Here is a 25,421-nt window from a genome sequence, read left to right on the forward strand (position 1 = left end):
ATTTCGGGCATAAAAAAAGGCCCCGTCGGGAGCCTGTTTGTCGCGCACGGGTGGCTGTCGCCGGATGGTTACACCATCCTGCCCGTGCGCTTTCCTACCACTGCAAGAACCATTGCGATCTTCATGATGATCGCTGCTACACAGAAAATCGCGCATCGTCAACGTCTCAGGCTGAGGCGTCTCAGGCTGAGGCGAAAGCCCAAGGGCCTCCCATCATCGGAACCTCCGATGGCAGTATTCGTTTCTTCCCGTTTCCCTTCTTCCACGCCTTTGCGGGACAAGGCCTCAGTTTCTCGCCGCGTGTGGTCATGCCCGGCGAGCTGCCTCATGGAGAGATAAGATGAACCAGGAAACCACACCAAAACACGAACGCATCCTGATCGTTGGCGGCAGTTCCGGTATGGGGCTGTCGCTTGCCGAACAGCAGCTTGCCGCCGGCGCCGAGGTTACGATCGTCGGCCGCTCCGAGGACCGGTTGTCGGCCGCACGGCAGCGCTTGCCTCACCCGGAAAGGCTGAGGACGATCGCAGCCGACGTCACAAGCGAGGACGAGGTCCAGCGCCTGTTCCAGGATGTCGGCACGCTCGACCACATCGTCTCGACCGCCGCCGACGTTACCGGCGTCTATGTGTTGCTTCCCGAGATGGATATCTCGGTGGCGCGCAAAGTGATGGATTCCAAAGTCGTCGGACCGCTTCTTCTTGCCAAGCATGGCGCGCCTCGTCTGACGCCTAGGGGATCGATCACGCTGACCTCGGGCATCGCCGCCTATCGTCCGGCGGCGAAAGGCTCGGTGGTGGCAGCCGTTAATGGGGCACTTGGCTCACTCGCCTACGCGCTTGCCGTCGAACTGGCGCCGATCCGCGTCAACGTCGTTTCGCCCGGCTGGGTCGACACGCCGATTTGGGATGCCGTCGTCGGCAGCGGAAAGACAGCCGCGCTGGACGCCATGGCAAAGCGTCTGCTCGTCGGCCGGATCGGCCAGGCAGCCGACATTGCCCAAGCCATCACGTCCCTCATGCACAACGGCTTCATCACCGGAACCGTGCTTCATGTCGATGGTGGCCAGCGACTGGTCTAGCGATGGCCAAAATTTCGCGGACCATTGCAAGGAACAGCCGCAGCACCGGCGCTTGAATGCGGCGGTGGCGCCATACCATGGTGACCGGCGTCACCGGGCTGCTTCCGACCCAGGGCAGCACGACGATATTGGCGTCAGCCGCGGAAGCCACGAGACGCGGGACCAGCGCGCATCCAAGACCGCCTTCAACAAGGCTCCGTATCGCGCCCATGCTGGCGAACTCGCCGACGAGTTTTGGACGGTCAGGCAATGTTGCGGCAAACGTTTCGTCGAACATCCGCCTATAGACGCAACCGGGCTGGGTGACGAGGAAGGCCTCGTCGGCCAGATCGTCGGGCGTTATGGCAGAATATCCAGCCAACCGGTGATTTGCCGGCATTATGGTGACGAGCTCTTCTAATGCCACTTGCTCGCTTCGCAGCTCCGGCGCCGCCGCCGGGACGGCTCCGAAATGGAAAGATACGTCCAGCGCCCCGCTTGTCACGCCGGCACGCAACCCACTGCTATCGTCCGCCCTGAGGTTCAGTTCCACATCGGGATGGCGCCGACGGAATTCCGCCAGCAGAGCTGGCAAGCGTGTCGAGCAAAGCGTCTCCAGGCCGCCGACAGTCAGGCGACCGGCAACCGTGCCGCTCGCGTCGGCGACTGCGGAACGGGCTTCGTCCGCGAGGTCGAGGAGATTGCTGGCGTAGTCCAGCAGGCGTTGTCCCGCCGCCGTCAGCTTCAAGCCACGCCGTGATCTGTCGAACAGCGACGTGCCTAGATCGCTTTCCAGTGCCTGGATCTGTTCGGTCACGCTCGATTGGGCAAGATGAACCCGCTCGGAGGCGCGTGTGATGTTCAAGGTGGTGGCGACCGCCACGAAGGTTTTGAGATATCGAAGCTGCATGTTCTGAACCCGTCATATAGGCATAGGCTGCTTTGAACCGGGACCGCAAACGTGAAAAGGCCGGGAACATCGCCCGGCCTTTTTGTCTCGATAGGCGAAGTTTACTCCGCCGGCGCTTCCGCGACGTCCCGGCTGCGGCCGAGCGTTATTTTGGCCAGTGTGAAGGAGATCGCCGCGCAGAGCGTGATGCCCGCCACCATCGGCAGCGGCGTGCCGTCGAAAAACACGCCGGCGACGCCCATGGCGACCGCGCCGATGGCGAAGTGCAGCGTGCCCATCAGCGCCGACGCGGTACCCGCGATCTCGCCATGCTCTTCCATGGCCAGCACCGACGTCGTCGGGATGACCAGGCCGAGAAAGCCGTAGCCGATGAACAGCAGCGCCGCCATCACGTCGAGCCGGTCGACACCCGATGCCATCACCGCGAACAGCACCACCATCGTCGTCGCATAGCCGGTCACCGCGACACGCACCACGCGCTGCAGCCCGAACCGCTCCGACAGCAACCCGGTCAGCTGCGACATGCCGATAAAGGCAACCGCATTGATCGAGAAGAACACGCTGTAGACCGAAGGCGACAGGCCATAATGGTCGATCAGGATGAAGGACGAGCTCGACAGATAGACGAAGAAGCTCGCAATGCCGAAGCCGGCGATGGCCGTCAGGCCAAGGAAGTTGCGGTCGCCCATCAGGAAGCGGTAGCCGGAAAGTGCCGTCCCGAAGGACGACCCGGCGCGCTCCTCGACCGGCCGTGTCTCCTTGAGCGAGGTCGCCAGCAGGATGGTGGCGAGCACGGCCGCGCCCGTCACCGTCCAGAACACGGCGCGCCAGCCGAAATTCTCGATGATCTGGCTACCGGTCAGCGGTGCCAGGATCGGCGACACCGAAAACACAAGCATCAGCAGCGACATCAGCTTGGCGGCCTCGGTGCCGGTATGCAGATCGCGCACGATCGCGCGCGGCACGGCCATGCCGGCGCTGGCGCCGAGCCCTTGCAGGAAGCGGAAGGCAATCAGCCATTCGATCGAGGGAGCCAGCGCCGAGCCGACGCCGCCGACCATGAACAGCGCCAGGCCGCCGTAGAGTGGCAGCTTACGGCCGACCATGTCGGAGATCGGTCCGACGACGATCTGGCCGAAGCCCATGGAAAGAAAGAAGATCAGCAGGCTCATCTGCACCGCGGCAGTGCCGGCATGCAGATCCTCACCGATTGAAGGCAGGGCCGGAAGATACATGTCGATGGCAAACGGGCCGATCGCGGACAATAGGCCGAGCACGACCGCAATGCGGAGGAATTTGGCGTTCATGGTAGCAGGCTCTTTCGAATTCTGGTTGCCGCCGAGGACCGGCGTGTAACCCTAGGACGTTCCATCCCGTGGAGTTCCGACTCTTCTGCGGAACGAAACCCCCTTCGTGCAAGTCCACAAATTTAGACAGGCTTGTCTAATTCGTCAACCACCTCTATATAGTTTTGCATGAAGGCCAACGTCTCTCCTGACATTTTCCCGCCGCGGGGCCACGAGGCCAAGCGCATATCGATTGTCGATGCCGCCGCCTCGGTCTTCTGCCGCGAAAGCTTTGCCGGTGCCAATATCGACATGATTGCCGCCGAGGCCGGCGTCTCCCGCCAGACCATCTACAATCATCACGGCGACAAGGAAAAACTCTTCGTTGCCATCGTCCGCGACCTCACCGAACGTTGCAATGCCGGCATCTTTGCCACGATTTCCACTTTTCCCGATCAGCCGAAGGATCTCGAGGCCGACCTCATCGCCTTTGCTGTGCGGATGAACCACAACTGCATCTGCAACCGCGACGGCAAATTCCTGCGCAAGCTGATCCAGACCGAGGGCGGGCGCTATCCCGAGTTGTTCGCCGAATGGCGCGAAGAAGGACCGGGCAGGACATGGCCGGCGATCGCCGCCCGCTTCGCCCGCCTCGCTCATGCCGGCTTCCTTGATATCGACGATCCCGATGTCGCAGCGCGCCAGTTCATGGCGCTTGCCAATGCCGAGTTGCAGACGACATTCATGCTCGGCGGTACACCGACCGAGGACGAGGTGGTGCAATCGGCGACAAATGGCGTGCGCACCTTCCTGCGCGCCTTCGGCAAGCGGCAGCCTATGGCCCGGGCGAGCAAACAGGGCGCGCTCGCCAGCGCTTGACGATCAAAGCTGTTTGACGATCAAATCGTCGCCAATGGGCTTCGCTTCCGCACGCCGGCGATCTATATCCGGTTTACGCCGCGCTCAAGCTTGATTACAGCTATCAGGACGATTCAACGGAACCCGACAGCCACATGGCCGACGACCACATCCGCTACGACATTCTGGCCCAGGAGGCGTTGCGCGGCGTCATGCGCAAGGTCCTGGCCGAAGTCGCGCGCACCGGTCTCCCGGGCAACCATCATTTCTTCATCACCTTTCTCACCGGCGCGCCGGGCGTGCGCGTGTCGTCGCGGCTGCGCGAGCGCTATCCCGAACAGATGACCATCGTCATCCAGTTCCAGTATTGGGACCTGAAGGTGAGCGACACCGGCTTTGAGGTCGGGCTGTCGTTTTCCGACGTGCCGGAGAAACTGGAAATCCCGTTCTCGGCAGTACGCGGCTTTTACGACCCGTCCGTCAACTTCGAGCTCGAATTCGACGTCAAGACCGATACCCCGGCGGAACAGGAGACAAAGGCCAAGCCTGCTCCCGAACCGCTGGCCATCGTCGCCGAGAAAAAGCCCGAGACGAAGAAGAAAACCGCCGAGGCGGAAAAGAAGCCTGCCGCGGCCGACGCCGGCGCCAAGGGCGCCGACGTGGTGTCGCTTGACGCCTTCCGCAAGAAGTGACCCGACGGGCGGCGTGACATGGCCGAGATCGTCAATCTCCGTCAGGCACGCAAGCAGAAGGCGCGAGCCGAGAAGGAGCGCCTGGCCGAACAGAACCGGGCGCTGCATGGCCGTTCCAAACCCAGCCGGGATCGCGACCGCCTGATCGCCGACAAGGCCGATAAATTCGTCGCCGGCCATCGCCGCGAAAATTCGGGCGATTCGGACAAATCCGATGCTTGAAGTGTGAGTAGGATCGTCTCGTGAGCCCGGTGGAAAAGCGCTCGGTCACCATTCGCGGCCACCGCACCAGCTATTCGCTCGAAAAGCCTTTTTACGACGACCTGGTCGCCATCGCGGCCGTGCGAAAACTGACGCTCGCCGCCCTTGTCGCCGAAATCGACGAGAGCCGCCCGCGGGATGCCAATCTCTCCTCGGCGCTCCGGCTCTATGTGCTGGATTGGGCCAAGCGCGGCAAGTTGTAGCCTTCAGGCAACGCTATCCTGTTTCCTGCGCCGGATACGGAAGCCCAGCAAAGCCGAACGGTCGCGTTCTTCGGCCTGCCAAGCGGCGTATCCTGCAGTTTCAGGTCGGCGAGCGTGAACTGGCCAAAATAGGCGATGTTCGTGGCAAGCCGGATCAGCTTCAAGAGGGCAATGCCGGCAAACAACCCCGCCGTCGCAACCACCACCGCTATGCCGGCAATGAGCAGCACCCGGGCATCGGTGGTAAAATCGCGCAGATGGCTGGGGTTGGCGTGATCGGACTTCATTTGCAGACCTTGCTTTCTGGCGGCGTGCCGGCTTGCGGATGGGTCGCCGGCCGTGCCACCGAAGATGGCGGGCACGAGCGATGTTGGTGACACCACGCCAGCATCAGGCCCTGCTTGCAATCAAAGGGTTCCCCGGCGGAGGGCCAGTGACCATTGGCGACCTCGCGGAGCGCCTGCGCATCCGCCATCACAGCGCAGTGGAATTGGTCAACCGTCTTTGCGAAGCCGAGCTCGTCGCGAGGGACCACGACGAGGAGGACCACCGCCGCGTGCTGCTGCGGCTGACCGAGCGCGCCGACGACAGTCTCGCCGATCTGTCAGCCGCTCATCTCGACGAACTCGGGCGGATCGAGCCGACGCTGAAGCGCTTGCTTGCTGGACGCGACACATATGGGATGCGCCGTCACCCGCCATTCAACGATTTCAGCAGATCGTCGATCGACGAGGGATCGAGCTTGAGCTTTGGCGGGGGCTGCACTGGCGGTGGCACGTTATTTGCGGCCGGTGGCGCCCGTTCCGCGCGCTCCGCCGCGGCCTTGCGTTCGGCGTCGAGCCTTGCCTTCTCTTCCGAGGCGATCCGCAACGCCTCTTCCGCCCTCTGGCGTTGCTGTTCTTCGGCCTGCGCTGCTTCCTCGGCAGCCTGTTGCGCCGCCTTGGCTTTGGCTTCGGCATCCGCTTCGGCCTTTGCAGCCGCCTCGGCTTTCGCCCTGGCCTCGGCTTCGGCTTTCGCCGCTGCATCCGCCTTTGCCTTGGCTTCAGCCTGCGCCCTGGCCTCCGCTTCGGCTTGGGCCTGCGCCTCAGCTTCGGCCTTTGCCTTGGCGTCCGCTTCAGCTTTCGCTTCGGCCTCAGCCTGCGCCCTCGCCTCCGCATCCGCCTGTGCCTTGGCGTCCGCTTCAGCCTTCGCCTTGGCTTCAGCCTGCGCCCTCGCCTCGGCTTCGGCCTGGGCCTGAGCCTCGGCTTCGGCCTTTGCCTTGGCGTCGGCCTCGGCCTTCAGCCGCGCTGCTTCCTGTTGCCTGCGCAGTTCCTCCGCCGCTCTTTCACGCTCGGTTTGCAGCGCAGCGTAGTATCGCACCTCACGCCGCAGCCTTTGTTTCTCGAGCAGTGCGGCTTGCATGGCTTCGACCCGCTGCTGCTCCTTTTCCAGCGCACGCTGGGTCAGGAACTGTGCCAGCGGCTCGCTGTCGAACTGCCGTTTGGTGGCGCCAAACGGCCCGTCGACGCTGAAATTCAAAATCGGTTCGGAGCCGACCAGCGCCTCATCGCCGGGCCGGTAGGCGATCTCGCCCTTGGCATCGACGGTGCTGGTGTTCAGATCGGCGGTGATGTCAGCGGACAGCGTCGCGCCCGGGCTTTCGAATTTGACCGGCGGCGCCCTTAGCGTGCCGCCGGCGATGGTGAAGGCAATATCGGTGTCCTGCGCCGGAAAACTGCCCGCCGCGGCGATCTGCGGCACAAAGCCGGCAGTCTTCGAGGCGTCGATATCGCGCCCTATCGCATCGGCCTTGGCGATGAATGCGCCAAAGGCATCAGGATTGAAGCCGGCAATAGTCATGCCCTTGAGCGTTGCCGTGCCGGAACCGGACAGCGCCGCAACCATCGCGTCGACCGATTTGCCGCTGGTCGAAAGCGCCGTCGAGAACTCGCCGCTTCCGCTGATGCCGGCCTCCGGCAGTACGGCTGCCAGATCGGCGCCGGCGAATTTCATCTGACCGGAGAAAAGCCCGGTGCCGTCATTGTTCTTGAGCTCGAACAGGCCACTCAACGCGCCGCCGAGGAACTTTGCCTTGAGGTCAGACACGCGGATGCCCTCCTGGTCGAGCTGCAGCGACAACGCAGCGTCATAGGCGGTGGCAAGCGGGCCGGCGGCAAGCGACGCCGCCGTCAGATCGAGATCGGCGGTAAATGGCAGACTGGATTTCTGGCTGAACGGTGCCGTCGGCCAGGTCCTGTCATTGACAAGGAAGGCCTGGTCGCCGAACAGCATCACCGCCATCGGATCGAGGTCCAGCTCGTCCAGCGACAGCGCGCCGGCAAGATGCGGCAGCCCCTCTTTGATGTCGATATTTACGTCACCGGAAACCGCCGCTTCGTTGACGGCGCCGCTGAGGCCGCTCAGCACCAGGAGACCATTGCCGTAATCGGCATCGGCTGCAAGCGACGTCGACATGCCGGTGCCCATGCCGGGCAGGCCGACCCCGGTCGTCATCAGCCATGGCTCGATGTCGGCCGTTTCAAGGCTGACCTTGCCCTTGGCGGCCGCGCCTTGAGGCGTGTCGGCAATTGTCCCGTCGAAACCAGCTTTGAAGTCATTGCCGGCCAGGCTGAATCGTGTCGCCAGGCCGCCGCCAAGCGTGCCTTTGGCCGAGACCTCGGTGGTCGCCTCGCCGAGCATGCCGAGTGGCAGCGCCGGCAAACCGTAAAGCGCCAGCAGCGCCGTGGCGTCGGCATTCCTTGCGTTGAAGGTCAGCGTCACCGGCGCTTCGAGAGGCCGGTCGAGCGCCCCTTTGCCGGATAACGACGCCGAAAAGGCCGAGCCACCGGCCTTGCCCTGTGCGCTCATTGCCAGTCCAGTCGTACCATCGCCATTGTCTGCGGCACTCGTGACCGCATCGATACGCGCATCCTGGAACAGCTCGGGATAGGCAGCAGCACGCTCCGCCAGGCCCTTCAGCACTGCATTGCCGGGATAATGCTGGACGGCGACGTCGATCAGCGGCTTGAGGTCGACGGCGACTACCGAGGCGTCGAGCTTGCCGGTCGGGCTCGCCGGGAAATCCTTGATTCGACCGGTGGCGCTGATCGAGGCGCCGGCAAGTCCGCCGACCGACAGTCGGTCGATCTCAAGCAGCCCCTCGCGCAATCTAAGCGCGGTGTCGACGCTATCGGCGGTCAACCCGCCGGCGCTGACCGGCCCGGCCTTGATCTGGAAATCGAGGTCGCGGTCGGAAAAGCGGTTGGCGCCCTTGTCGCTGACGAAGATCGAGGCGAAGGCAGCGAGCCCATCGACATCGAGTTCGCCACCTTCCAGTTGCATAAGCACCGATGGCCTTGTGTCGTCGGGCTGGCTGGAATCGATGCGGCCGGAGAACTTCGCCTTGCCGAGGATGAGTTCGAGATCGCTGAATGCCTGGTGCTTCTCGCTCAAATCCACCTTGGCCTTGAAGCCGGCGGCCGGCAAGCGGCGGATCGCCTCGTCGACGTCCTTCGACAGCCATGCGGCGAAGCCGGAGGGCTGCGCCACCGCCAGAAGCAGCGATCCGGTGAAACCGAAATGGTCCTCGACGCTGACCATGCCGTTGGCTTCCAGCTTGGCGCGGCCGGGCAGCGTGGCGGCCAGCGATTTTACCGACCAGCCGCCCTCGGCTGGCTCGGCGGACAGGTGCACGTCGCGAACGGTGGTATCGCCTGCCACCACCGCCGGCAGTTTCACCTCGACCGTGCCCGGTATGGTCGGCTTCGGCAGATCGAGCAGCGCCTGCTCCAGCGCCGCCACCCGCTCGGACAGCGTCAATCCTTCACCGGCCGCCGCCCCCACGGCCTCGTCGAACTGCACCTGCGCGCCATTGGCCTCGATCGAGAAATGCGGCTTCAGCCCAAGGTCGACCGCAGCCTTGCCGTCGGCGGTGTAGGGATTGTCGCGTGGCCCGGTCTCGAAGCGGAATTCGTCGACGCCGAGCTTCTGGTGGTCGAGCGAAAACTTGCCGTTCAGCCTGAAGCCCGGGTCCGGTTTGCCGGCGCTGACTTTCAGCGCCTCGCCGCCGGTGCCCAGCTGCCGCGCCGCAGTCTGGTCTGCGCCCGATATCTTGAACTGGCCCGAATAGACGGCGGCGCCCTCGACGAGGCCCACATTGCCGTCGGTCTCGATGACCAGCGGATAGGCGTCCGGATCGGCCTTGAGCCTGAGCCGCATTTGCCCGTCCGGTTCGGCCTTGCCGGTGGAAGCGGCGATCGTGGTCCGCAACCCGTCCAGCAACAGCGAGCCGTCCAGCCGCCAGGGGCCGGCCAGCGACTTGGCCGAGATCGTCGAGTTGATCTCGGAAATAAGATGGCTGCGCCCGCCGGCGGCGTGGCTGAGCGCGATCTGTCCTTCCGTCACCGTCAGCTTCTCGATGGAGATCTGGCCGGGATCGAAGGGCGAGGACGGCCGTATCGTCCAGTCGACCGTGCCGTCGGCGGCGATGTCAATCGTCGCCTTCGGCCGCACTAGGCGCATGTCGAAGATCAGCACCTCGCCGCGCAGGAATGGCGCGAGTTCTGCATCCATCGAAAAAGTTTCGACGGTCATCGCCGGCTGGCCGTTAGGGCCACCGGCAACGGCGACGTTGGAAAAGGTCACCGAGGGGAATGGCAACAGCCTTGCCGTCGCATCGCCTCGCACGGTCACCTTGCGGCCCAGGACGGCACTGGCCTCGCGCTCGAAATCGGCACGGTAACCTGTCCAGTCGACAAAGTACGGCACCACCAGCGCCGCACACAGCACCAGCACGAGAAGCCCACCGAAGATCACGAACAGGCGTGCGAGCATAAACTCCTGGATAGTTGATTGAAAGTCAGTGGCACTCTACCCGCATCAGCGTGTCGATAAAGAGGCAATTCCCGCCAGACTGGGTCCAGAGCAAAAGAAGGTAGCCAAGAAACTCAGCGCGCGTCGCGCTTTGCTTGCGCCACCTTTGCCGCCTGCCGCTGCCGGCCGCGTTCCATCGGTCGGATCAGATTCTCTGGCCGCCGGCTCACGACCGCGCGCATGCCTTTGTGCGCGGTACGCGTGTTGAACTCGGGACCGTCCGCGGCAGCGCCTTGCTCATGGACAGCGCCTTGCGTGCATTCTCGACCAGCGAAACACGCGCCAACAGTTGGCGGCGGCGTTCGGTCTCGCCATTGAGCCGTCGCATGGCCATCGCCAGCACTGCAAGCTTCAACTGCGAGCCGCCATCAGCTTTGAGGCGGCAGTCCCCTTCGGCGAGCCTTTGCCGCGTATTTCGCGTCGGCGCCGATGCGCCTCGGTCTGCGCCTCGTCGCGCCGTTCTCTCAGCAGCTTGACCAGGCCGGCAAGCTCGGCGTCGGCATGACCCTGCACCGCCGGATGGTGCGATTCTGGACCAGACCGTGCTCGTCGGCGCTCAGTGCCCGAGCCTCTTCCTTGCACGAAATCGCCATGACACCGCTCCTCCGTTGGTGAAGACCGCTTCTTCCCGGTTCTCTTGGGCCGAAGTCTGCGACCAAACGGCGATGCGATCAAGACACATGGAAGTCTCGGCGATCAACCGCGTCTCAAAAGCCGTGTGAAAAATCCAGTTGGTTTGACACGATGCGCTGGAACAGAATGGCCAACGCTCTCCATCAGTGCGCTCAACACCGCTCCCTCGCGAACACTAGTCGAGAAACTCTTAGCGATGAATTCCAGCGTCGAATCTTGAAACGTCAGGATGAAATGGCGACAGCCTGAAAACAGCTCAGGGGGATGGGATGGGTGAACCCGATTTGCCCTTTGCAGAGAAGCGATCCAGGACGAGTTGAAAACTTCGAACGCGGAATATGGCTTCAACCCGAGCCCATAAAGCCGATGCCCGTTGATGGCTTCGTCATTCGGCGGGCCGAATTGCAGTGCCAGATAAGGATCCGCCGTCAGGATTGCGATGGGCTGGTTATCCGTTGCCGGCGAAACCGAACGCGGATTCGTGCCATCGAATGACGGCTCCGGCCTGTTGGCGAGGTAGGCGATGAGCAGCTTGCCTTCATCCGCAAAGACGTGAGGCAACGGTGCACCGGCGGACGACGGTGGCACCTCGATTGGCAGAAGTGTCTCAAGGGCGGCCATACCCCTTACTTCCCCACGCCCGGCAATATCTTCCCCGGGTTCATGATGTTCAGCGGGTCGAGCGCCTGCTTGATCGTGCGCATGATGTCGACGCCATGGCCGAGCTCATGCCGCAGGAAGCCGATCTTGCCCTGCCCTATGCCATGCTCGCCGGTGCAGGTGCCGTCCATGGCGATGGCGCGCAAATTGAGCCGCGCCACGAATTTTTCGGCCAATGCGATCTCTTTCGGGTCGTCCACGTCCATCAGCACCAGCACATGGAAATTGCCGTCGCCGGCATGGCCGACGATCGGCGCGATCAGGCCCATCTCGGCGATATCCGCCTCGGTCTCGGTGACGCATTCGGCAAAGCGCGAGATCGGCACACAGACATCGGTCGACAGGCCCTTGGCGCCCGGCCGTAGCGTCAGCGACGACCAGTAGGCATCGTGCCGGGCTTTCCACAATTTTGTCCGCTCTTCGGCGACGCTGGTCCACAGGAACGGACCGCCGCTATTTTCCTCGGCGATCATGCCGAAGGTCTCGGCCTGTTCGGCGACACTGGCATCGCTGCCGTGGAACTCGACGAACAGGCACGGGCTCTCCGGATAGTCGAGCTTCGAATAGGTCTTCATCGCCCGCATCTGCAGCGCGTTGACCAATTCTATGCGCGCCACCGGAATGCCCATCTGGATGGTCGCGATCACCGCGTTGCACGCCGCCTCGAGGCTGGGAAACGGGCAGACGCCGCCTGAAATCGCCTGTGGAATGCCCTGCAGCTTCAAGGTCAGCTGGGTGATGATGCCAAGCGTGCCTTCCGAACCGATCAGCAGCCGCGTCAGATCATAGCCGGCCGAGCTCTTCTTGGCGCGCTTGCCGGTCGTCACTGCCTCGCCATCGGCCATCACCGCCGTCAGCGACAGGACGTTCTCGCGCATCGTGCCGTAGCGCACCGCGTTGGTGCCCGACGCTCGTGTCGCAGCCATGCCGCCGAGCGAGGCATTGGCACCCGGGTCGATCGGAAAGAACAGGCCGGTGTCGCGCAGGTGCCGGTTCAGATCCTCGCGCGTCACGCCGGGCTCGACGGTGCAGTCGAGGTCCTGCGGATTGACTGCAATGATGCGGTTCATGCGTGACGTATCGAGCGAGATGCCGCCGCCCGGCGCATTGGTGTGGCCTTCCAGCGAGGAGCCGACGCCGAAGGCGATCACCGGCACGCGATGCGCCGCGCATGCGCGCACGATCTCCTGCACCTCCTCCGTCGTCTCGGCAAAGGCGACGCCGTCCGGCGCCTGCGTCGGAATATAGGTCGTGGTGTGCGCGTGCTGGGCCCGGATCGCCTGGCCGGTCTGGAATCGCTCGCCGAGCCGCTGCTTGAGGATGCCGAGTACGGCGGCAATGCCTTCTTCGTTGCGCTCGACCGGATTGAGGTCGCTTAGAGCCATCGATTCCTCCGCGAATGGACCAGCGTCCACCCTTGTTCTGCATCTACGGATGCGTAGTCTCACCAACCACGCTCTGTCCAGTCCACGCTCATCCCGGCATGACGAGAAGGAAGTTTCCGATGCCCATCCCCGCCCCTTTCGTCTCCCGCGCCATGGACATCGAGGAGGCCTGGATCGACTACAACGGCCATCTCAACATGGCCTACTACAACGTGCTTTTCGATCGTTGCTCCGACGAAGCCTTCGAGATGATGGGGATGGGGCCGGATTACGTGAAAGAACGACGGCTGACCATCTACACGGCGGAAGTCCATGTCTGCTACGTCCAGGAGTTGCATCTCGACCACAAGGTCACCGTTTCGTTCCAGCTGCTGGACCATGACGAGAAGCGGCTGAGGGCCTATCAGGAAATCCGTCATGTCGACGGTTGGCTCGCCGCCACTTCAGAAACATTGTCGCTGCACGTCGACATGGCTGGCCCGAAGGTAGCGCCCTTCCCCGCCGACGTCCTGGCCAGGGTGGAAGCGATGCGCGCCGCCCATGCCGCCCTGCCGATGCCGGAGCGCGCCGGCCGCTCGATCGGTATTCGTCGTAAGCCGGCTTGAACCGCAACCCAACCGCCGTTAACCTTACCGAGGTTTTAACGTGAACAAGCCGAATTGAGACGTTGAACGACTCAGCGCGGCGTTGGAAAACCGTCCGCATCGAATTGCGATACGGGCGGCGGAGCAGCAGCGGTTCGGGGAACGTGCATGAAAACCGACATCAAGGTCGAGGCGGACAGGCTGGCGGCTGATCCACGCATCACCGACTATGATTTCTGGCGCTCGCTGAAGAACCTCAACAACGAGATCTTCCACATCGCCAACAACAACGAGCCGATCCCCTTCGCCATGATCCGCTGGCGCGCCATCCTGAAGCAGGCGCGGATGAAACGCGGCCACGCCTGAACGGTGGGGGAAGAAACAGATCGGCCGTCCGGTTTGCATTTCTGACGACGTGCTGACGAACGATCCCAAGTGTCAAGGCAGCCGCTTCACCGCCCCCAGCGGCGAACGCGCCACGACAGGCGACGACTGGATAATCGCCGTATTGGTCATCGCGAACGGAATGATCCGGTCGATCACCCGCTCGAGCTCGGCCACCGAGGCGACATGCGCCAGCGCGATGAAACAGTCTTCACCGGCGACCCGGTCGCATTGGGCGATTTCCGGTAGGTCGCGGATGATTTCGGCCACGACAGCGAGCTGGCCCGGCACCGGCCTGATCCGCAGCCACGCCGACAATTTCATGCCGAGCGCGGCCGGATTGATGCGCACCGTGTAGGCCTCAATCACGCCGCTTTCCTGCAGCCGCTTGATGCGCTCGGCCACGCTCGGCGCCGACAGGCCGACCGACCGCGCCAGTTCGGCGGTGCTGGTGCGCGCGTCCTTTTCCAGCAGGCGCAGGATTTTCAGGTCCGCCGGATCCAGATCGCTATTTTCATTTCGAAGGCGTTTCAGCGGAATACTCCTTGCTTTCGGAAAGGAAATGGCCGCAATGCCCGGCCATCATCCATATCAATGGCAAAAATCGCCTGCGATACTGATCCCATGCAAGATCGGACGCAAGCCCCAGCGGCAAGTCCGGCACTCGCCGGCCCCGCCTTTACCTTGGCAAACGCGGTCCCGCCGCATCTCTGGTTCGGCGTCAGCGCCGTGTTCCACTATCTCGGACCGGCCTTCGCGGTGCTGCTCTTCCCGCATGTCGGCGTGCTGGGCATGGCTTGGCTGCGCATCGCCACCGCGGCACTCGTCTTTGCCCCATTGACCCGGCCATGGGCGGTCTTCGCCCGCGCCGATCGCTCGACGCGGTTGTTGCTTGTGGCTTTCGGCGTCTGCCTTGGGGTGATGAATTGCTCGTTTTACCTGGCGCTCGACCGGCTGCCGATCTCGCTGGTGGCGGCGATCGAATTCGTCGGCACCATCGCCGTTGCGCTTGTTGGCCTCAGAAGCCCGCGCAATCTCGCCGCCCTCGCAATCGCTGTCGCCGGCACCCTGCTGCTGATCGACGTCAAATGGTCGAGCGATCCCGTCGGCCTGTTCTGGGCCTTCCTCAACGGCACGCTGTTCGTTGGCTACATCGTGCTCGGCCACCGCGTCGCGCGCGGCGGCGCCGGCGATGGCATCGCCGGGCTGGGTGCCGCCATGGCGGTCGCCCTTCTCGTCGTTCTGCCGATCGGTTTCGCCGATGCTCTGCCGGCTTTCTCGGCGCCGCCGCTGCTGCTTGCGGCGGTCGGCGTCGGCATCTGCTCGTCGGTCATTCCCTATATTTGCGACCAGCTTGCCATGTCGCGGCTGCCGCGCTCCAGCTTCGCGCTGATGCTGTCATTGCTGCCGGTTACCGCAACGTTGATCGGCGTCATCGTGCTGCGGCAGGTGCCGAGCCTCACCGACTGCCTTGGCATCGCCCTGGTGGTGGCCGGCGTGGCGTTCCATAAGCCGGCGCCGGACTGATCAGGCCAGCTTCTCCTTGAGGAAAGCGATCGTCCGGCCCCATGCGAGGTCAGCCGCCTTCTTGTCGTAGCGGGCCGCCGACGTTTCGTTGTTGAAGGCATGGTTGGCGCCTTCATAGACATAGACCGAGTATGCGACATGGGCCGCGTCGAGTGCCTTCTTGAAGGCATCGATGCCGGCATTGGTGCGGGTGTCGAGCCCGGCATAGTGCAGCATGAGCGCGGCCTTGATCTTCGGCACGTCCTCGGCCTGTGGCTGCATGCCGTAATAGGCGACGGCGGCGGCGAGGTCCGGCGCGTTGACGGCCAGCATGTTCACCGTGCCGCCGCCCCAGCAGAAGCCGACAGCGCCGACCTTGCCGTTGCCGTCCTTGTAGCCTTTGAGGTAGGCGACGGTTGCCACGGCATTGGCGGCGACCTGTGCTGGATCGAGCTGGGAAAACAGGTCACGTGCCCTGTTTTCATCGTCCGGCGTGCCGCCGAGCGGTGTCATGAAGTCCGGCGCAAGCGCCACGAACCCTTCCAGCGCCACGCGCCGCGCCACATCGCGAATATGCGGGTTGAGACCCCTGTTCTCGTGCACCACGATGACCGTGCCAAGCTTGCCGGTCTGCTCCGCCGGCCTGACCAGATAGCCCTTCATCTCGCCGGCGCTGCCGGGATAGCTGATGTCCTCGCCTTTCACACGCGGATCGTCTTCCGCCACGATTGCCGCCTGGGCCGAGTTCGCCGCCAGCAGCGGCGCGATCGCGGCAGCTGCCGCACCCGATCCGGCAAGCCTGGTCAATTGCTCCATGAAGCGCCGCCGGTCGAGCGTCAGATGCGTGTATTCGTCATAGGCGTCGATCATCGCCTGGGTAATGACAGGCTCGGCGGCAGTGGGTTCGGCAGGTGTTGTCATGGCGCGCTCCTCGTCGGCGCCCCCCGCGGCAACATAGAGCCGAAGCTTGCCTGGTCCAGTCACGGCTGAGTGAGGCTGCCGTAAGTCCCTGCACGACGCCGTGATGCCGCGCGCCGCACTGTCGTTAAATTTTGGTCCTTTGTGGCAATGCTAAATGCACGCACCACAATGTAAAAAGAAGGGCTATGCCTCACTCGGGCCATTTGGCGAACGACAATGGCCATTTGGCGGGAAAAGAATGCCTGATTGACGACGAAGGAATACGCCCATGACCTTTCCCTCCCCGCTTCTGGCAAGTGGGTTCGCCCTCGCCGCTATGGCTTTGCTGGCGCTGCGGTTCACTGCCTTCACCGCATTCAAACGATCGTTGATCAAAATCCGCGCCAACCGGCACCCGCCCGCAAACACCAAAGCCTGAGGAAAGGTCATGGACGTTCAGGACATCATCAACACCGTCTCCCAGAAATCTGGTCTCAACCAGGCTTTGACGGAAAAGATCGCCGGCACGATTTTCTCGGTGCTCGAACACGAGGCGGAAGGCACGACCCTGTCCAGCTTCTTCGCCAAAATCCCGGGAGCCGACGCCCTGGCCAAGCAATATGATGTCATGGCTCCCGGCGCAGCTTCCGGTGGTGGCCTCCTGTCCTCGCTGGAGGGCGCGCTCGGTGGCGCTCTCGGCGAAAAGACCGGCGCGCTGATCAACGGCGTCGCCATACTCAAGGCATCAGGCCTCACGCTCGCACAGATCAGCCAGGCCGGCACAATGCTGGTCCAGCAGGCCGAGACAGCCGCCGGCCCGCATCTGACCAGTGAGGTACTTGCATCGGTACCCGACCTGAAAGGGCATCCCGGGCTCTGAAGGAACTTCTCTATTTCGGCAGCGTGTAGGCCATCACATAGTCGCCCGGCTTGGTACCGACCGAGCCGTGGCCGCCGGCAACGATGACGACCAACTGGCGTCCGTCGGCTACCGTGTAGGTCATCGGTGTCGACTGCCCGCCGGCCGGCAGCCGCGCCTGCCAGAGCTGTTTGCCGGTCGTCAGGTCATAAGCGCGCACATAGTCATCGACCGCCGCACCGAGGAAGGCGACGCCGCCGGCAGTGATCATCGGCCCGCCAATGCCGGGCACGCCGACCTTGAACGGCAGCGGCAGCGGCGTCATGTCGTAGACGGTGCCGTTGCGATGCTTGTAGACGATCTTGCCGGTCCGAAGGTCGGCACCCGCCACATAGCCCCAGGGCGGCGCCTGGCAGGGAATGCCGAGCGGCGACAGGAACGGCTTCAATATCACTGCGTAAGGCGCACCGTCATTGCGGTTCAGGCCTTGTTCGCTGCCCTTGGTGTCACCGGGCGGCGGCACGTCGGCGCGCGGCACCAGCTTGGAGATGAACGCCAGGTATGTCGGCATGCCGAACATCACCTGCCGGACCGGATCGACTGCCACGCCGCCCCAATTGAAGGTGCCGAAATTGCCGGGATAGATCAGCGAGCCTTGCAGCGACGGCGGCGTGTAGCGGCCCTCATAGCGCAGCTTCCGGAGCTCGATCCGGCAGGCCAGCTGGTCGAACATGGTGATGCCCCACATGTCGGCACCGGTCAGCGGTTTCGGACTGAAGCTCAGGTCCGAGACCGGCTGCGTCGGCGAGGTATGGTCGCCCTCGATCGCGCCGCCCGGTGCCGGCACTTCCTTGACCGGAACGATCGGCTCGCCGCTGCGCCGGTCGAGCACATAGAGGTCGCCCTGCTTGGTCGGCCCGACCAGCGCCGGCACCACGCCACTTTCCGTGGTGATGTCGACCAGCGTCGGCTGCGCCGGCACGTCCATGTCCCAGAGATCGTGGTGCACGGTCTGCCGCACCCAGCGCAATTGTCCGCTGTTGAGATCGAGCGCGGTGATCGACGAGGAGAATTTCTCGTCATTGGCGCTGCGCCCGGCGCCGAGCTGGTCCGGCGTCTTGTTGCCGAGCGGCACATAAAGCAGGCCGAGCTTCTCGTCGGCGCTTGCCGTCGACCACATGTTGGGCGAGTTGTTGGTGTAGGTCTGGCCCGGCGGCAGCGGCGTCGTCTGGTCCGGATTGCCGGAATCCCAGTTCCACAACAGCGCGCCGGTGTCGGCATCGTAGGCACGAATGACCCCGGACGGCTCCTGCGTCGAATAATTGTCGTTGACCGCGCCGCCGACGATGATCTTGTTGGCGACGATCAGCGGCGCCGAGGTCGAATAATAATAGCCCGGCTTCGGATATGGCATGTTGGCGACCAGGTTCAGCGTGCCGCCTTCGGCGAAAGTCGGGCAGACCTGGCCATTCGCCGCATCGAGCGCGATCAGCCGGGCGTCGGATGTCGGCAGGTAGATGCGTGTGGCGCAGGGCTGGCCAGCGGCGACCCTGGCATCGGCATAATAGGACACGCCGCGGCAGGTCTGGTGCTGGCGGTCCTTGTTGAGCTTGACCTGCGGATCGAAGCGCCATTTCTCCTTACCGCTCGCGGCATCGATGGCGATGGCGAAATTATGCGGCGTGCAGATGTAGAGCGTGTCGGCGATTTTTAGCGGCGTCACCTGATAGGTCGTCTCGCCGATGTCGTCGGGCCCTTTCACGTCGCCGGTGCGATAGGTCCAGGCCGGCTGCAGATTGGCGACGTTTTCGGCGGTGATCTGGTCGAGCGGCGAATAGCGCTGGCCATATTGCGTGCGACCGTAATAGTGCCATTCGCCAGCCGGCACGTTGCCGCCGAGATCGGCCGTCGGCGTCACCTTGTCGGTGTTGAGTTCACCCGCAATATCCTTTGGATCGGTCGTCATCGAATAGCCGGCGACCGCAAGCGAGGCCAGCACGGCGAGGATCAGCGGCGCGCGTCCGTCGGGACCGGTAAGCCCGCGCCGCGCCCATGGCGTCAACAGCCATAGCGCGACAAGCACGATGATGCCGCCGCGCGGGCCGAGCTCCCACCAGTCGAAGCCAATCTCCCAGACCGCCCAGGCGAGCGTGCCGAGCACGATCGCCGCGTAGAGCCACAGCGCCGTGGATCTGCGCCTGTAGAGCAGCCAGGCCGCGACAAGGAAAGCTAGACCGACGATGACGTAGTACCAGCTGCCGCCCAGCGTCACGAGCCAGATGCCGCCGCCGCCAACCGCCAGGCCGATGAGGAAAAGGATCAGGGAGGTAATGACCACAGCCAAGACGGTGCTCCTTCGACTGGTGCGCTCCGCGACGCGTCCATGGGCAACCCGGCATTGCGCTCCTGCCCCCACGCAACTTTCTCCGGCCCGCTTCCCCTGTCAAGCAAGCTCGGCGTTTTACGGTGCCGACCCATCGCAAGCCCGGCGTTTTGGTTAGCGGACCCATCCAGATTGTGAGTCCACCGAATGGACAGAGAACAAAACGGAGACACTTCTGGCCTTTCGCTGCCGAATCACTACATTCGGGGAGAGATGTCCGGCTTTTCGGAAGACATGCCTTTTTTTGACGAACCGAACGCGCGGCCCGTGGCCCCGTCGGGCATTGCCGCGCGCGCCATGGCTGCCCGCAGCAACCAGAACAATGCGCCCGACTATCTCAAGGGGTTGAACCCCGAGCAGCGGCTGGCGGTTGAGACCACTGAAGGCCCGGTTCTGGTGTTGGCCGGCGCCGGCACCGGCAAGACGCGCGTCCTGACCACCCGCATCGCCCACATCCTTGCCACCGGCAAGGCTTTCCCGTCGCAGATCCTCGCCGTCACCTTCACCAACAAGGCGGCGCGCGAGATGAAGCAGCGCATCGGCCTGTTGATCGGTGAAGGCAATGTCGAGGGCATGCCGTGGCTCGGCACCTTCCACTCGATTGGAGTGAAGCTGCTGCGCAGACATGCCGAGCTGGCCGGGCTCAAATCCGACTTCACCATTCTCGACACGGATGATGTCGTGCGCCTGATCAAGCAGCTTATCCAGGCCGAAGGGCTGGACGACAAGCGCTGGCCGGCCAAGCAGTTCGCCCAGATGATCGACGGCTGGAAGAACAAGGGCCTTGGCCCCGCCGACATCCCCGAGGGCGATGCCCGTGCCTTCGCCAACGGCAAGGGCCGCGAGCTCTACAAGGCCTATCAGGAGCGGCTGAAAACGCTGAACGCTTGCGACTTCGGCGATCTCCTGTGCCATCCGATCCGCATCTTCCGCGCCAATCCGGACGTGCTGAAGGAATACCACAAGCGCTTCCGCTACATCCTCGTCGACGAATATCAGGACACCAACACCGCCCAGTACATGTGGCTGCGGCTGCTGGCACAGCGGCCGCAATCCTCCCCCCTTGAGGGGGAGGTGCCCGCGAAGCGGGCGGAGGGGGTTGCCGCAGAAGGCACCGCTAGAGCGTCGAGCACTGCCGCCGGTAGGTCAAGCACTGCCGCACGGACCCCACCCGACCGGGCTTCGCCCGGCCACCCTCCCCTCAAGGGGGAGGGAAGCCCGCGCCTGTCCACCGTAAATATCTGCTGCGTCGGCGACGACGACCAGTCGATCTATGGCTGGCGCGGCGCCGAGGTCGACAACATCCTGCGCTTCGACAAGGATTTTCCCGGCGCCACCATCATCCGGCTGGAGCGCAACTATCGCTCGACCGCGCACATCCTCGGCACCGCCTCCCACCTCATCGCCCACAATGAGGGCCGCTTCGGCAAGACGCTGTTCACCGAAAAGATCGCCGAGGACGACGAGAAGGTGCATGTCCACGCCGCCTGGGATTCCGAAGAGGAGGCCCGCGCCGTCGGCGAGACCATCGAGGCTTATCAGCGCCAGAAGCACAATCTCAACGACATGGCGATCCTCGTCCGCGCGTCCTTCCAGATGCGCGAATTCGAGGACCGCTTCGTCACGCTCGGCCTCAACTACCGCGTCATCGGCGGCCCGCGCTTCTACGAGCGCCTCGAAATCCGCGATGCGTTGGCCTTCTTCCGCGTCGTCGCACAAGGCGCCGACGACCTCGCCTTCGAGCGCATCGTCAACGTGCCGAAGCGCGGCCTTGGCGAGGCCACCATCCGCCAGATCCACGACACCGCACGGGCGCTGCGCATCCCGATGCTGGAGGCGGCGGCAAAACTCGCCGAGAGCGACGAGCTGAAGCCGAAGCCACGCGCCGCACTTCGTGAGGTCGCGGCCAATTTCGAGCGCTGGCAGAAGGCGCTGGAAACCACCCCGCACACCGAGCTCGCCGAGACCATTCTTGAGGAGAGCGGCTACACCGATATGTGGAAGAACGACCGCTCGGTCGAAGCACCGGGACGGTTGGAAAACCTGAAGGAACTGATCCGCTCCATGGAGGAGTATGAATCGCTGCGCTCCTTCCTCGAACATGTCGCACTCGTCATGGACGCCGAGCAGAATGCCGAGCTCGACGCGGTCAACATCATGACGCTGCATTCGGCCAAGGGCCTCGAATTCGAAACCGTGTTCCTGCCCGGCTGGGAAGAAGGGCTGTTCCCGCACCAGCGTTCCCTCGACGAGGGCGGCCGCTCAGGGCTGGAGGAGGAACGCCGCCTCGCCTATGTCGGGCTGACCCGCGCCAAGAAGAACCTGCACATCTGGTTCGTCTCCAACCGCCGCATCCACGGCCTCTGGCAATCGACCATCTCGTCACGCTTCATCGACGAGCTGCCGGAAGCCCATGTCGAAGTTTCCGAGAGCGGCAACTCCTACGGCGGCTACGGCAATGCCTATGGCGGCGGCTCGTTCGTCTCCGGTCGTGGAGGCCAAAGTGCAGGCAGGCAGAACCCTTATGGGGCATCGCGCTTCGACAACATTGGCGGCAATAACGGTGCTGAAAAATCCGGCGCTTTCTCCAGCACCTATGCGACGCCGGGCTGGCAGCGCGCTCAAGCCAACCGCACCGAGGCGACCGACCGCAATTGGGGCACGCGCTCCGGCCACCAGGTCGAGCGCATCGGCTATGGCGAAACCGACTCCGGCTACGGCGCCGGTCGCACCTCGGTCAAGGGGCGCACCATCGACGGCGAGCTGGTCGCCAAATCCGTCGCCGACACGCCGTCCCCCTTCAGCGTCGGCGACCGCGTCTTCCACCAGAAATTCGGCAACGGCAACATCTCGGCCATCGAAGGCAACAAGCTGACCATCGACTTCGACAAAGCCGGCCAGAAACGCGTGCTGGACGGGTTTGTCACCGGGGTGTGAGGCCGCCGGGCGCTAGCGATACCGCGCCTGGTTCCACTTATGGCCGAGCAGCGACAGGATGATGATCAGCCCGTTGAAGAACTGGACATAGAAGCCGCTCAGGCCTGCCGCGACGACGCCGGTCTGGATGAACGAGACCGTGACCGCGCCGATCGCGCCGCCGACCACGGTGCCGATGCCACCCCAGGTCGGGGTGCCGCCGACGAACACCGATGCCAGCACCGGCAGCAGGTATCCGTCCCCCGCCGTTGGCCACCAGGTGAAGTTGATCATCACCGAAAACGTGCCGGCGATCGCAGCCCCGATGCCGACGAAGACGAACACTTTTACCCGCACGCGCTTGACGTCGATACCCATCTGCTGGGCGCTGTCGGGATTGTCGCCGACCACCTTGACCTGCGCGCCGAAGCGATGGCGGTTGTAAAGCAGCGCCGACAGCACGACGAACGCGATGGCCCAGAAGATCTGCACCGGAATGCCATAAAGCTGGCTGGAGAAGATCTTGTAGGCCCAGCTGTCGGCAAGACCGGTCAGTGCCGTCGACCTGCCCTCGTTGATGATCTGGATCAGGCCGCGCAGCAGGAAATTCATGCCGAGCGTGGCGATCAGCGACGACAACCCGCCATAGACGACCAGCGAGCCCACCAGGAAGCCGAGCAGCATGCCGGTTACCATTGCGGCGGCGATGCCGAGGAACGGGTCGTAGCCGGCCTGCACGACCAGCGCAAACACCCAGGAGGCAAAGCCCATCGTCGCCGGAAACGACAGGTCGATCTCGCCGCAGGTGACGACGAAGACCAGCGGCACCACCACGAACAGCGCCACCGGCAGCGTGGTCAGTACGGAGCTGTAGAGATACCAGGTGGTGAACACAATCGGGTTGGCGATCATGAACACCGCCATCATGACGATGAACACGGCAAGCGTGCCGAGCGCGGCGCGGTTGTCGAGGATGAACCCGCGCAGCCAATTGTCGGACGGGTGTCTCCACTCTTTCCCGGCGGCCTCACTATGCGTGCCGCCGAGGGGGCTCTGCAGATCGGGTTCCATGGTCTTGCTCATCGTGCCGCCCTCCCCGCATCGCCCGTGTCGTGCAACCCCGGCAATCCGCTGGGGTGGGCGACGTCTTCCATGAAATTGATCAGGTCTTCGGCCGATTTGACCTCGCTGCGGTCGGCGCTGAGCGCGACCTTGCCGCGATCCAGCACGACGAAGCGATCGGCAATATCGAAGACGTGGTGGATGTTGTGGCCGATGAACAGGATCGAGCGCCCGCTCGCCCGCACCTGGCGCACGAAGTGGAAGACCTTGGCGGTCTCGGTCAGCGATAGCGCGGTCGTCGGTTCGTCCAGGACTATCAGCTCCGCCTTCTTATAGATGGCCCGCGCGATCGCCACGCCCTGGCGTTCGCCGCCCGAGAGCTGGCCGACGATCGACTGTGGCGTGAACACTTTCGAGGTGAAGCCGATCTCGCGCATCAGCCGGCTCGCCTCCGCAATCTCCTTGTTGACCTTCAGCCAGCCAAGCCAGCCGGTGAGCTCGCGGCCCATGAAGATATTGCGCACGATCGTCTGCTGCACGGCGAGCGCCCGGTCCTGGAACACCGTTTCGATGCCGGCGTCGCGCGAGCGCGCAGGGTTCCATCCGGTCACCGGCTTGCCGCGGACGAGAATCTCCCCGCTGGTCGGTTTGACCACGCCGGACAGGATCTTGATCAGCGTCGACTTACCGGCGCCATTGTCGCCGATCAGGCCGACCACCTCGCCGCGGTCGACGCTGAGATTGACCCCGCCCAGCGCATACACCTGGCCGTAGGACTTGCTGATGTCGCGCAGTTCGATGATGCGTTCGGCCATGGCGATCCTCGCTTGATTGTCGCGTGCCGGCCTTTTCGCCGGCGGTCCCGCCGGCCGGGCTCGATCCCGGCCGGCGGCTTGGGAGGTCAGCGCAGCGCCTGCTTGGCGAGCTCGGCGACAATCTCGTAATTCTGCGGCGTGACGAAGCCGGCACCGGTGTCGACATTCATCGGCGCAAGACCCAGCACAACCTGCTGGCAGAGGCTGAGGATCGGCAGATAGCCCTGCAGGAACGGCTGCTGGTCGGCCGTCAGCTGCACCCAGCCGCCCTTGAAGCCCTCGACGATCTGCGGGCTGGTGTCGAAGCCGAAGTTGAAGATATCGCCCGGCTTCCTGCCCGCCGCCTGCATATAGGTGGGCACATTGCCCAGCATCTGTCCGCCGGGATAGCCAACCGCCTTGACGTCGGGATTGTTGAGCAGTGCCGCGGTGATCACCGGAAGGGCCAGATTTGGGTCAGAAGCCCATTCGCCGCTCGGTGGCGAGGAGAGCTGTATGACCTCGACGCCCGCTTCCTTGAGGGCAGCGACGGTGCCGCGTTCTCGCGCGCCGCGGCTCTCGTTCTCGAACGGGCCGATCATGATTGCCTTGTCGCCGGCCTTGAGCCCGGCCAGCTTGACCGCCTCGGCGCCGAGCGCGCGACCCTGCTGCTCCTGCTGGGCACCGACATAGCCGCCCCCGAACGCCGCCGTGACCGTCGGCACCGGCACGTTCTGGTACATCATCTTGATGCCGTCCTTGTGTGCCTGTTCGGCCAGCGGCATGATCGCGGCGTCGCCGGGGTGGCCCATCATGGCGATGCCTTGGGGCTTGACCGCGACAGCCTCGCGCAATTGCTGCACCATCTTCTCGACATCCCACTGGGAAAAGATGTAGTCGACCTTCGGCCCGAGATCGGCCGCCGCCTGCTTCGCGCCATTATAGACGATTGTGCCGAAGGCATCGCCCTCGGCGCCGCCGACGAAGAAACGGATATGGACATCCTTACACCACTGGGCATCGAGCGCCTGCGCCGGCAAGGTCGAGAGTGCGGCGGCGAGCGCCATCGCGGCCGCCGCGACGGTCGAGCGCAGAACTGTCCTTCTCATCGTAATGCTCATGCACTTATCCTCCCTTTGTTCCCTCGCTAGCCGAGGGGTTTTGACGATCGCTTCGGCATTGCGCCGCAATCTTTCGCTGGCCGGCACCTCCCGCCGGCTTGTCCTGTTTTTAT

Annotated in this window: 22 protein-coding genes and 2 pseudogenes; 11 read left to right on the forward strand and 13 right to left on the reverse strand. The window is 63.9% G+C overall.

Annotated features, from left to right (window positions below; all coding sequences use genetic code 11):
• The first annotated feature begins 340 nt into the window (after positions 1–340).
• Entirely contained in the window at positions 341–1,081 is a 741-nt protein-coding gene (locus NKJ15_RS11705; protein WP_352815392.1) for an SDR family oxidoreductase, read from the forward strand.
• Here NKJ15_RS11705 and NKJ15_RS11710 read toward each other — a convergent pair.
• Positions 1,035–1,970 carry a LysR family transcriptional regulator gene (locus tag NKJ15_RS11710; protein ID WP_352815394.1) on the reverse strand — a complete coding sequence of 312 codons (936 nt, stop codon included), beginning with the start codon at positions 1,968–1,970 and terminating at the stop codon, positions 1,035–1,037. The two genes, NKJ15_RS11705 and NKJ15_RS11710, sit on opposite strands and share 47 nt — an antisense overlap.
• 101 nt (positions 1,971–2,071) lie before the next feature.
• Entirely contained in the window at positions 2,072–3,277 is a 1,206-nt protein-coding gene (locus tag NKJ15_RS11715) for a multidrug effflux MFS transporter (RefSeq protein WP_023676705.1), read from the reverse strand.
• Between the two features lie 168 nt (positions 3,278–3,445).
• On the opposite strand from NKJ15_RS11715, the gene NKJ15_RS11720 reads away from it, so the two are divergent.
• The 4 genes from NKJ15_RS11720 (at position 3,446) to NKJ15_RS11735 (ending at position 5,270) form a co-directional block, all read left to right on the forward strand.
• Positions 3,446–4,135: a TetR/AcrR family transcriptional regulator gene (locus NKJ15_RS11720; protein WP_352815396.1), complete on the forward strand. Its 690-nt coding sequence runs from the start codon at positions 3,446–3,448 to the stop codon at positions 4,133–4,135.
• A gap of 134 nt (positions 4,136–4,269) precedes the next feature.
• A complete protein-coding gene (locus tag NKJ15_RS11725) occupies positions 4,270–4,806 on the forward strand; it encodes an SspB family protein (protein WP_023676707.1) in 537 nt (178 codons plus the stop codon).
• Positions 4,807–4,824: 18 nt separating this feature from the next.
• A complete protein-coding gene (locus NKJ15_RS11730; protein ID WP_023676708.1) occupies positions 4,825–5,028 on the forward strand; it encodes a DUF4169 family protein in 204 nt (67 codons plus the stop codon).
• 20 nt (positions 5,029–5,048) lie between these two features.
• Entirely contained in the window at positions 5,049–5,270 is a 222-nt protein-coding gene (locus NKJ15_RS11735; RefSeq protein WP_352450079.1) for a ribbon-helix-helix domain-containing protein, read from the forward strand.
• Here NKJ15_RS11735 and NKJ15_RS32950 read toward each other — a convergent pair.
• The gene (locus tag NKJ15_RS32950) at positions 5,234–5,557 is read right to left on the reverse strand and encodes a hypothetical protein (RefSeq protein ID WP_502895654.1); all 324 of its coding nucleotides are present in this window, start codon (positions 5,555–5,557) and stop codon (positions 5,234–5,236) included. The two genes, NKJ15_RS11735 and NKJ15_RS32950, sit on opposite strands and share 37 nt — an antisense overlap.
• Positions 5,558–5,643: 86 nt before the next feature.
• Here NKJ15_RS32950 and NKJ15_RS11745 point away from each other — a divergent pair.
• Positions 5,644–5,931, forward strand: a pseudogene (locus NKJ15_RS11745) (MarR family winged helix-turn-helix transcriptional regulator); the annotation flags it as partial.
• A 29-nt stretch (positions 5,932–5,960) separates the two neighbouring features.
• Here the strand turns inward: NKJ15_RS11745 and NKJ15_RS11750 are convergent.
• The 4 genes and pseudogenes from NKJ15_RS11750 to NKJ15_RS11765 form a co-directional block, all read right to left on the reverse strand.
• Positions 5,961–10,082: an AsmA family protein gene (locus tag NKJ15_RS11750; RefSeq protein ID WP_352471605.1), complete on the reverse strand. Its 4,122-nt coding sequence runs from the start codon at positions 10,080–10,082 to the stop codon at positions 5,961–5,963.
• 113 nt (positions 10,083–10,195) lie between these two features.
• A pseudogene (locus tag NKJ15_RS11755) lies at positions 10,196–10,714 on the reverse strand (hypothetical protein).
• 103 nt (positions 10,715–10,817) lie between these two features.
• Positions 10,818–11,375: a hypothetical protein gene (locus NKJ15_RS11760; RefSeq protein ID WP_352815398.1), complete on the reverse strand. Its 558-nt coding sequence runs from the start codon at positions 11,373–11,375 to the stop codon at positions 10,818–10,820.
• Between the two features lie 5 nt (positions 11,376–11,380).
• Complete coding sequence (locus tag NKJ15_RS11765; RefSeq protein WP_352471603.1) at positions 11,381–12,799, reverse strand: FAD-binding oxidoreductase; 1,419 nt, start codon at positions 12,797–12,799, stop codon at positions 11,381–11,383.
• Positions 12,800–12,918: 119 nt separating this feature from the next.
• Between NKJ15_RS11765 and NKJ15_RS11770 the strand changes: the two genes are divergently transcribed.
• A complete protein-coding gene (locus NKJ15_RS11770) occupies positions 12,919–13,404 on the forward strand; it encodes a thioesterase family protein (protein WP_352471602.1) in 486 nt (161 codons plus the stop codon).
• Positions 13,405–13,551: 147 nt separating this feature from the next.
• Complete coding sequence (locus tag NKJ15_RS11775) at positions 13,552–13,749, forward strand: hypothetical protein (RefSeq protein ID WP_023676715.1); 198 nt, start codon at positions 13,552–13,554, stop codon at positions 13,747–13,749.
• A gap of 72 nt (positions 13,750–13,821) precedes the next feature.
• Here NKJ15_RS11775 and NKJ15_RS11780 read toward each other — a convergent pair whose 3' ends face one another.
• On the reverse strand, positions 13,822–14,301 hold the full coding sequence (locus NKJ15_RS11780; protein ID WP_352471646.1) for an Lrp/AsnC family transcriptional regulator: 480 nt from the start codon (positions 14,299–14,301) through the stop codon (positions 13,822–13,824).
• A gap of 90 nt (positions 14,302–14,391) precedes the next feature.
• On the opposite strand from NKJ15_RS11780, the gene NKJ15_RS11785 reads away from it, so the two are divergent.
• A complete protein-coding gene (locus NKJ15_RS11785) occupies positions 14,392–15,294 on the forward strand; it encodes an EamA family transporter (RefSeq protein WP_352815399.1) in 903 nt (300 codons plus the stop codon).
• On the opposite strand, the gene NKJ15_RS11790 is transcribed toward NKJ15_RS11785, so the two are convergent.
• Positions 15,295–16,194: a dienelactone hydrolase family protein gene (locus NKJ15_RS11790; RefSeq protein WP_352815401.1), complete on the reverse strand. Its 900-nt coding sequence runs from the start codon at positions 16,192–16,194 to the stop codon at positions 15,295–15,297. It lies immediately after the preceding gene.
• A 427-nt stretch (positions 16,195–16,621) separates the two neighbouring features.
• On the opposite strand from NKJ15_RS11790, the gene NKJ15_RS11795 reads away from it, so the two are divergent.
• Positions 16,622–17,053, forward strand: coding sequence for a hypothetical protein (locus NKJ15_RS11795; RefSeq protein ID WP_352815403.1), 432 nt, complete (start codon positions 16,622–16,624; stop codon positions 17,051–17,053).
• A 10-nt stretch (positions 17,054–17,063) separates the two neighbouring features.
• On the opposite strand, the gene NKJ15_RS11800 is transcribed toward NKJ15_RS11795, so the two are convergent.
• A complete protein-coding gene (locus NKJ15_RS11800; protein ID WP_352815405.1) occupies positions 17,064–19,376 on the reverse strand; it encodes a glucose/quinate/shikimate family membrane-bound PQQ-dependent dehydrogenase in 2,313 nt (770 codons plus the stop codon).
• A 252-nt stretch (positions 19,377–19,628) separates the two neighbouring features.
• Here NKJ15_RS11800 and NKJ15_RS11805 point away from each other — a divergent pair, with 252 nt between their 5' ends.
• Entirely contained in the window at positions 19,629–22,352 is a 2,724-nt protein-coding gene (locus NKJ15_RS11805; RefSeq protein ID WP_352815407.1) for an ATP-dependent helicase, read from the forward strand.
• 12 nt (positions 22,353–22,364) lie between these two features.
• Here NKJ15_RS11805 and NKJ15_RS11810 read toward each other — a convergent pair whose 3' ends face one another.
• From NKJ15_RS11810 to NKJ15_RS11820, 3 genes are all read right to left on the reverse strand, one after another.
• Positions 22,365–23,414 carry an ABC transporter permease gene (locus tag NKJ15_RS11810; protein ID WP_352815409.1) on the reverse strand — a complete coding sequence of 350 codons (1,050 nt, stop codon included), beginning with the start codon at positions 23,412–23,414 and terminating at the stop codon, positions 22,365–22,367.
• Entirely contained in the window at positions 23,411–24,208 is a 798-nt protein-coding gene (locus NKJ15_RS11815) for an ATP-binding cassette domain-containing protein (RefSeq protein ID WP_352815411.1), read from the reverse strand. The genes NKJ15_RS11810 and NKJ15_RS11815 overlap by 4 nt, the downstream gene beginning before the upstream one ends.
• A gap of 86 nt (positions 24,209–24,294) precedes the next feature.
• A complete protein-coding gene (locus tag NKJ15_RS11820) occupies positions 24,295–25,308 on the reverse strand; it encodes a substrate-binding domain-containing protein (protein ID WP_023676725.1) in 1,014 nt (337 codons plus the stop codon).
• Between the last annotated feature and the right edge of the window lie 113 nt (positions 25,309–25,421).

The sequence above is a fragment of the Mesorhizobium sp. M0207 genome, from assembly GCF_040321995.1.
Classification (GTDB): domain Bacteria; phylum Pseudomonadota; class Alphaproteobacteria; order Rhizobiales; family Rhizobiaceae; genus Mesorhizobium.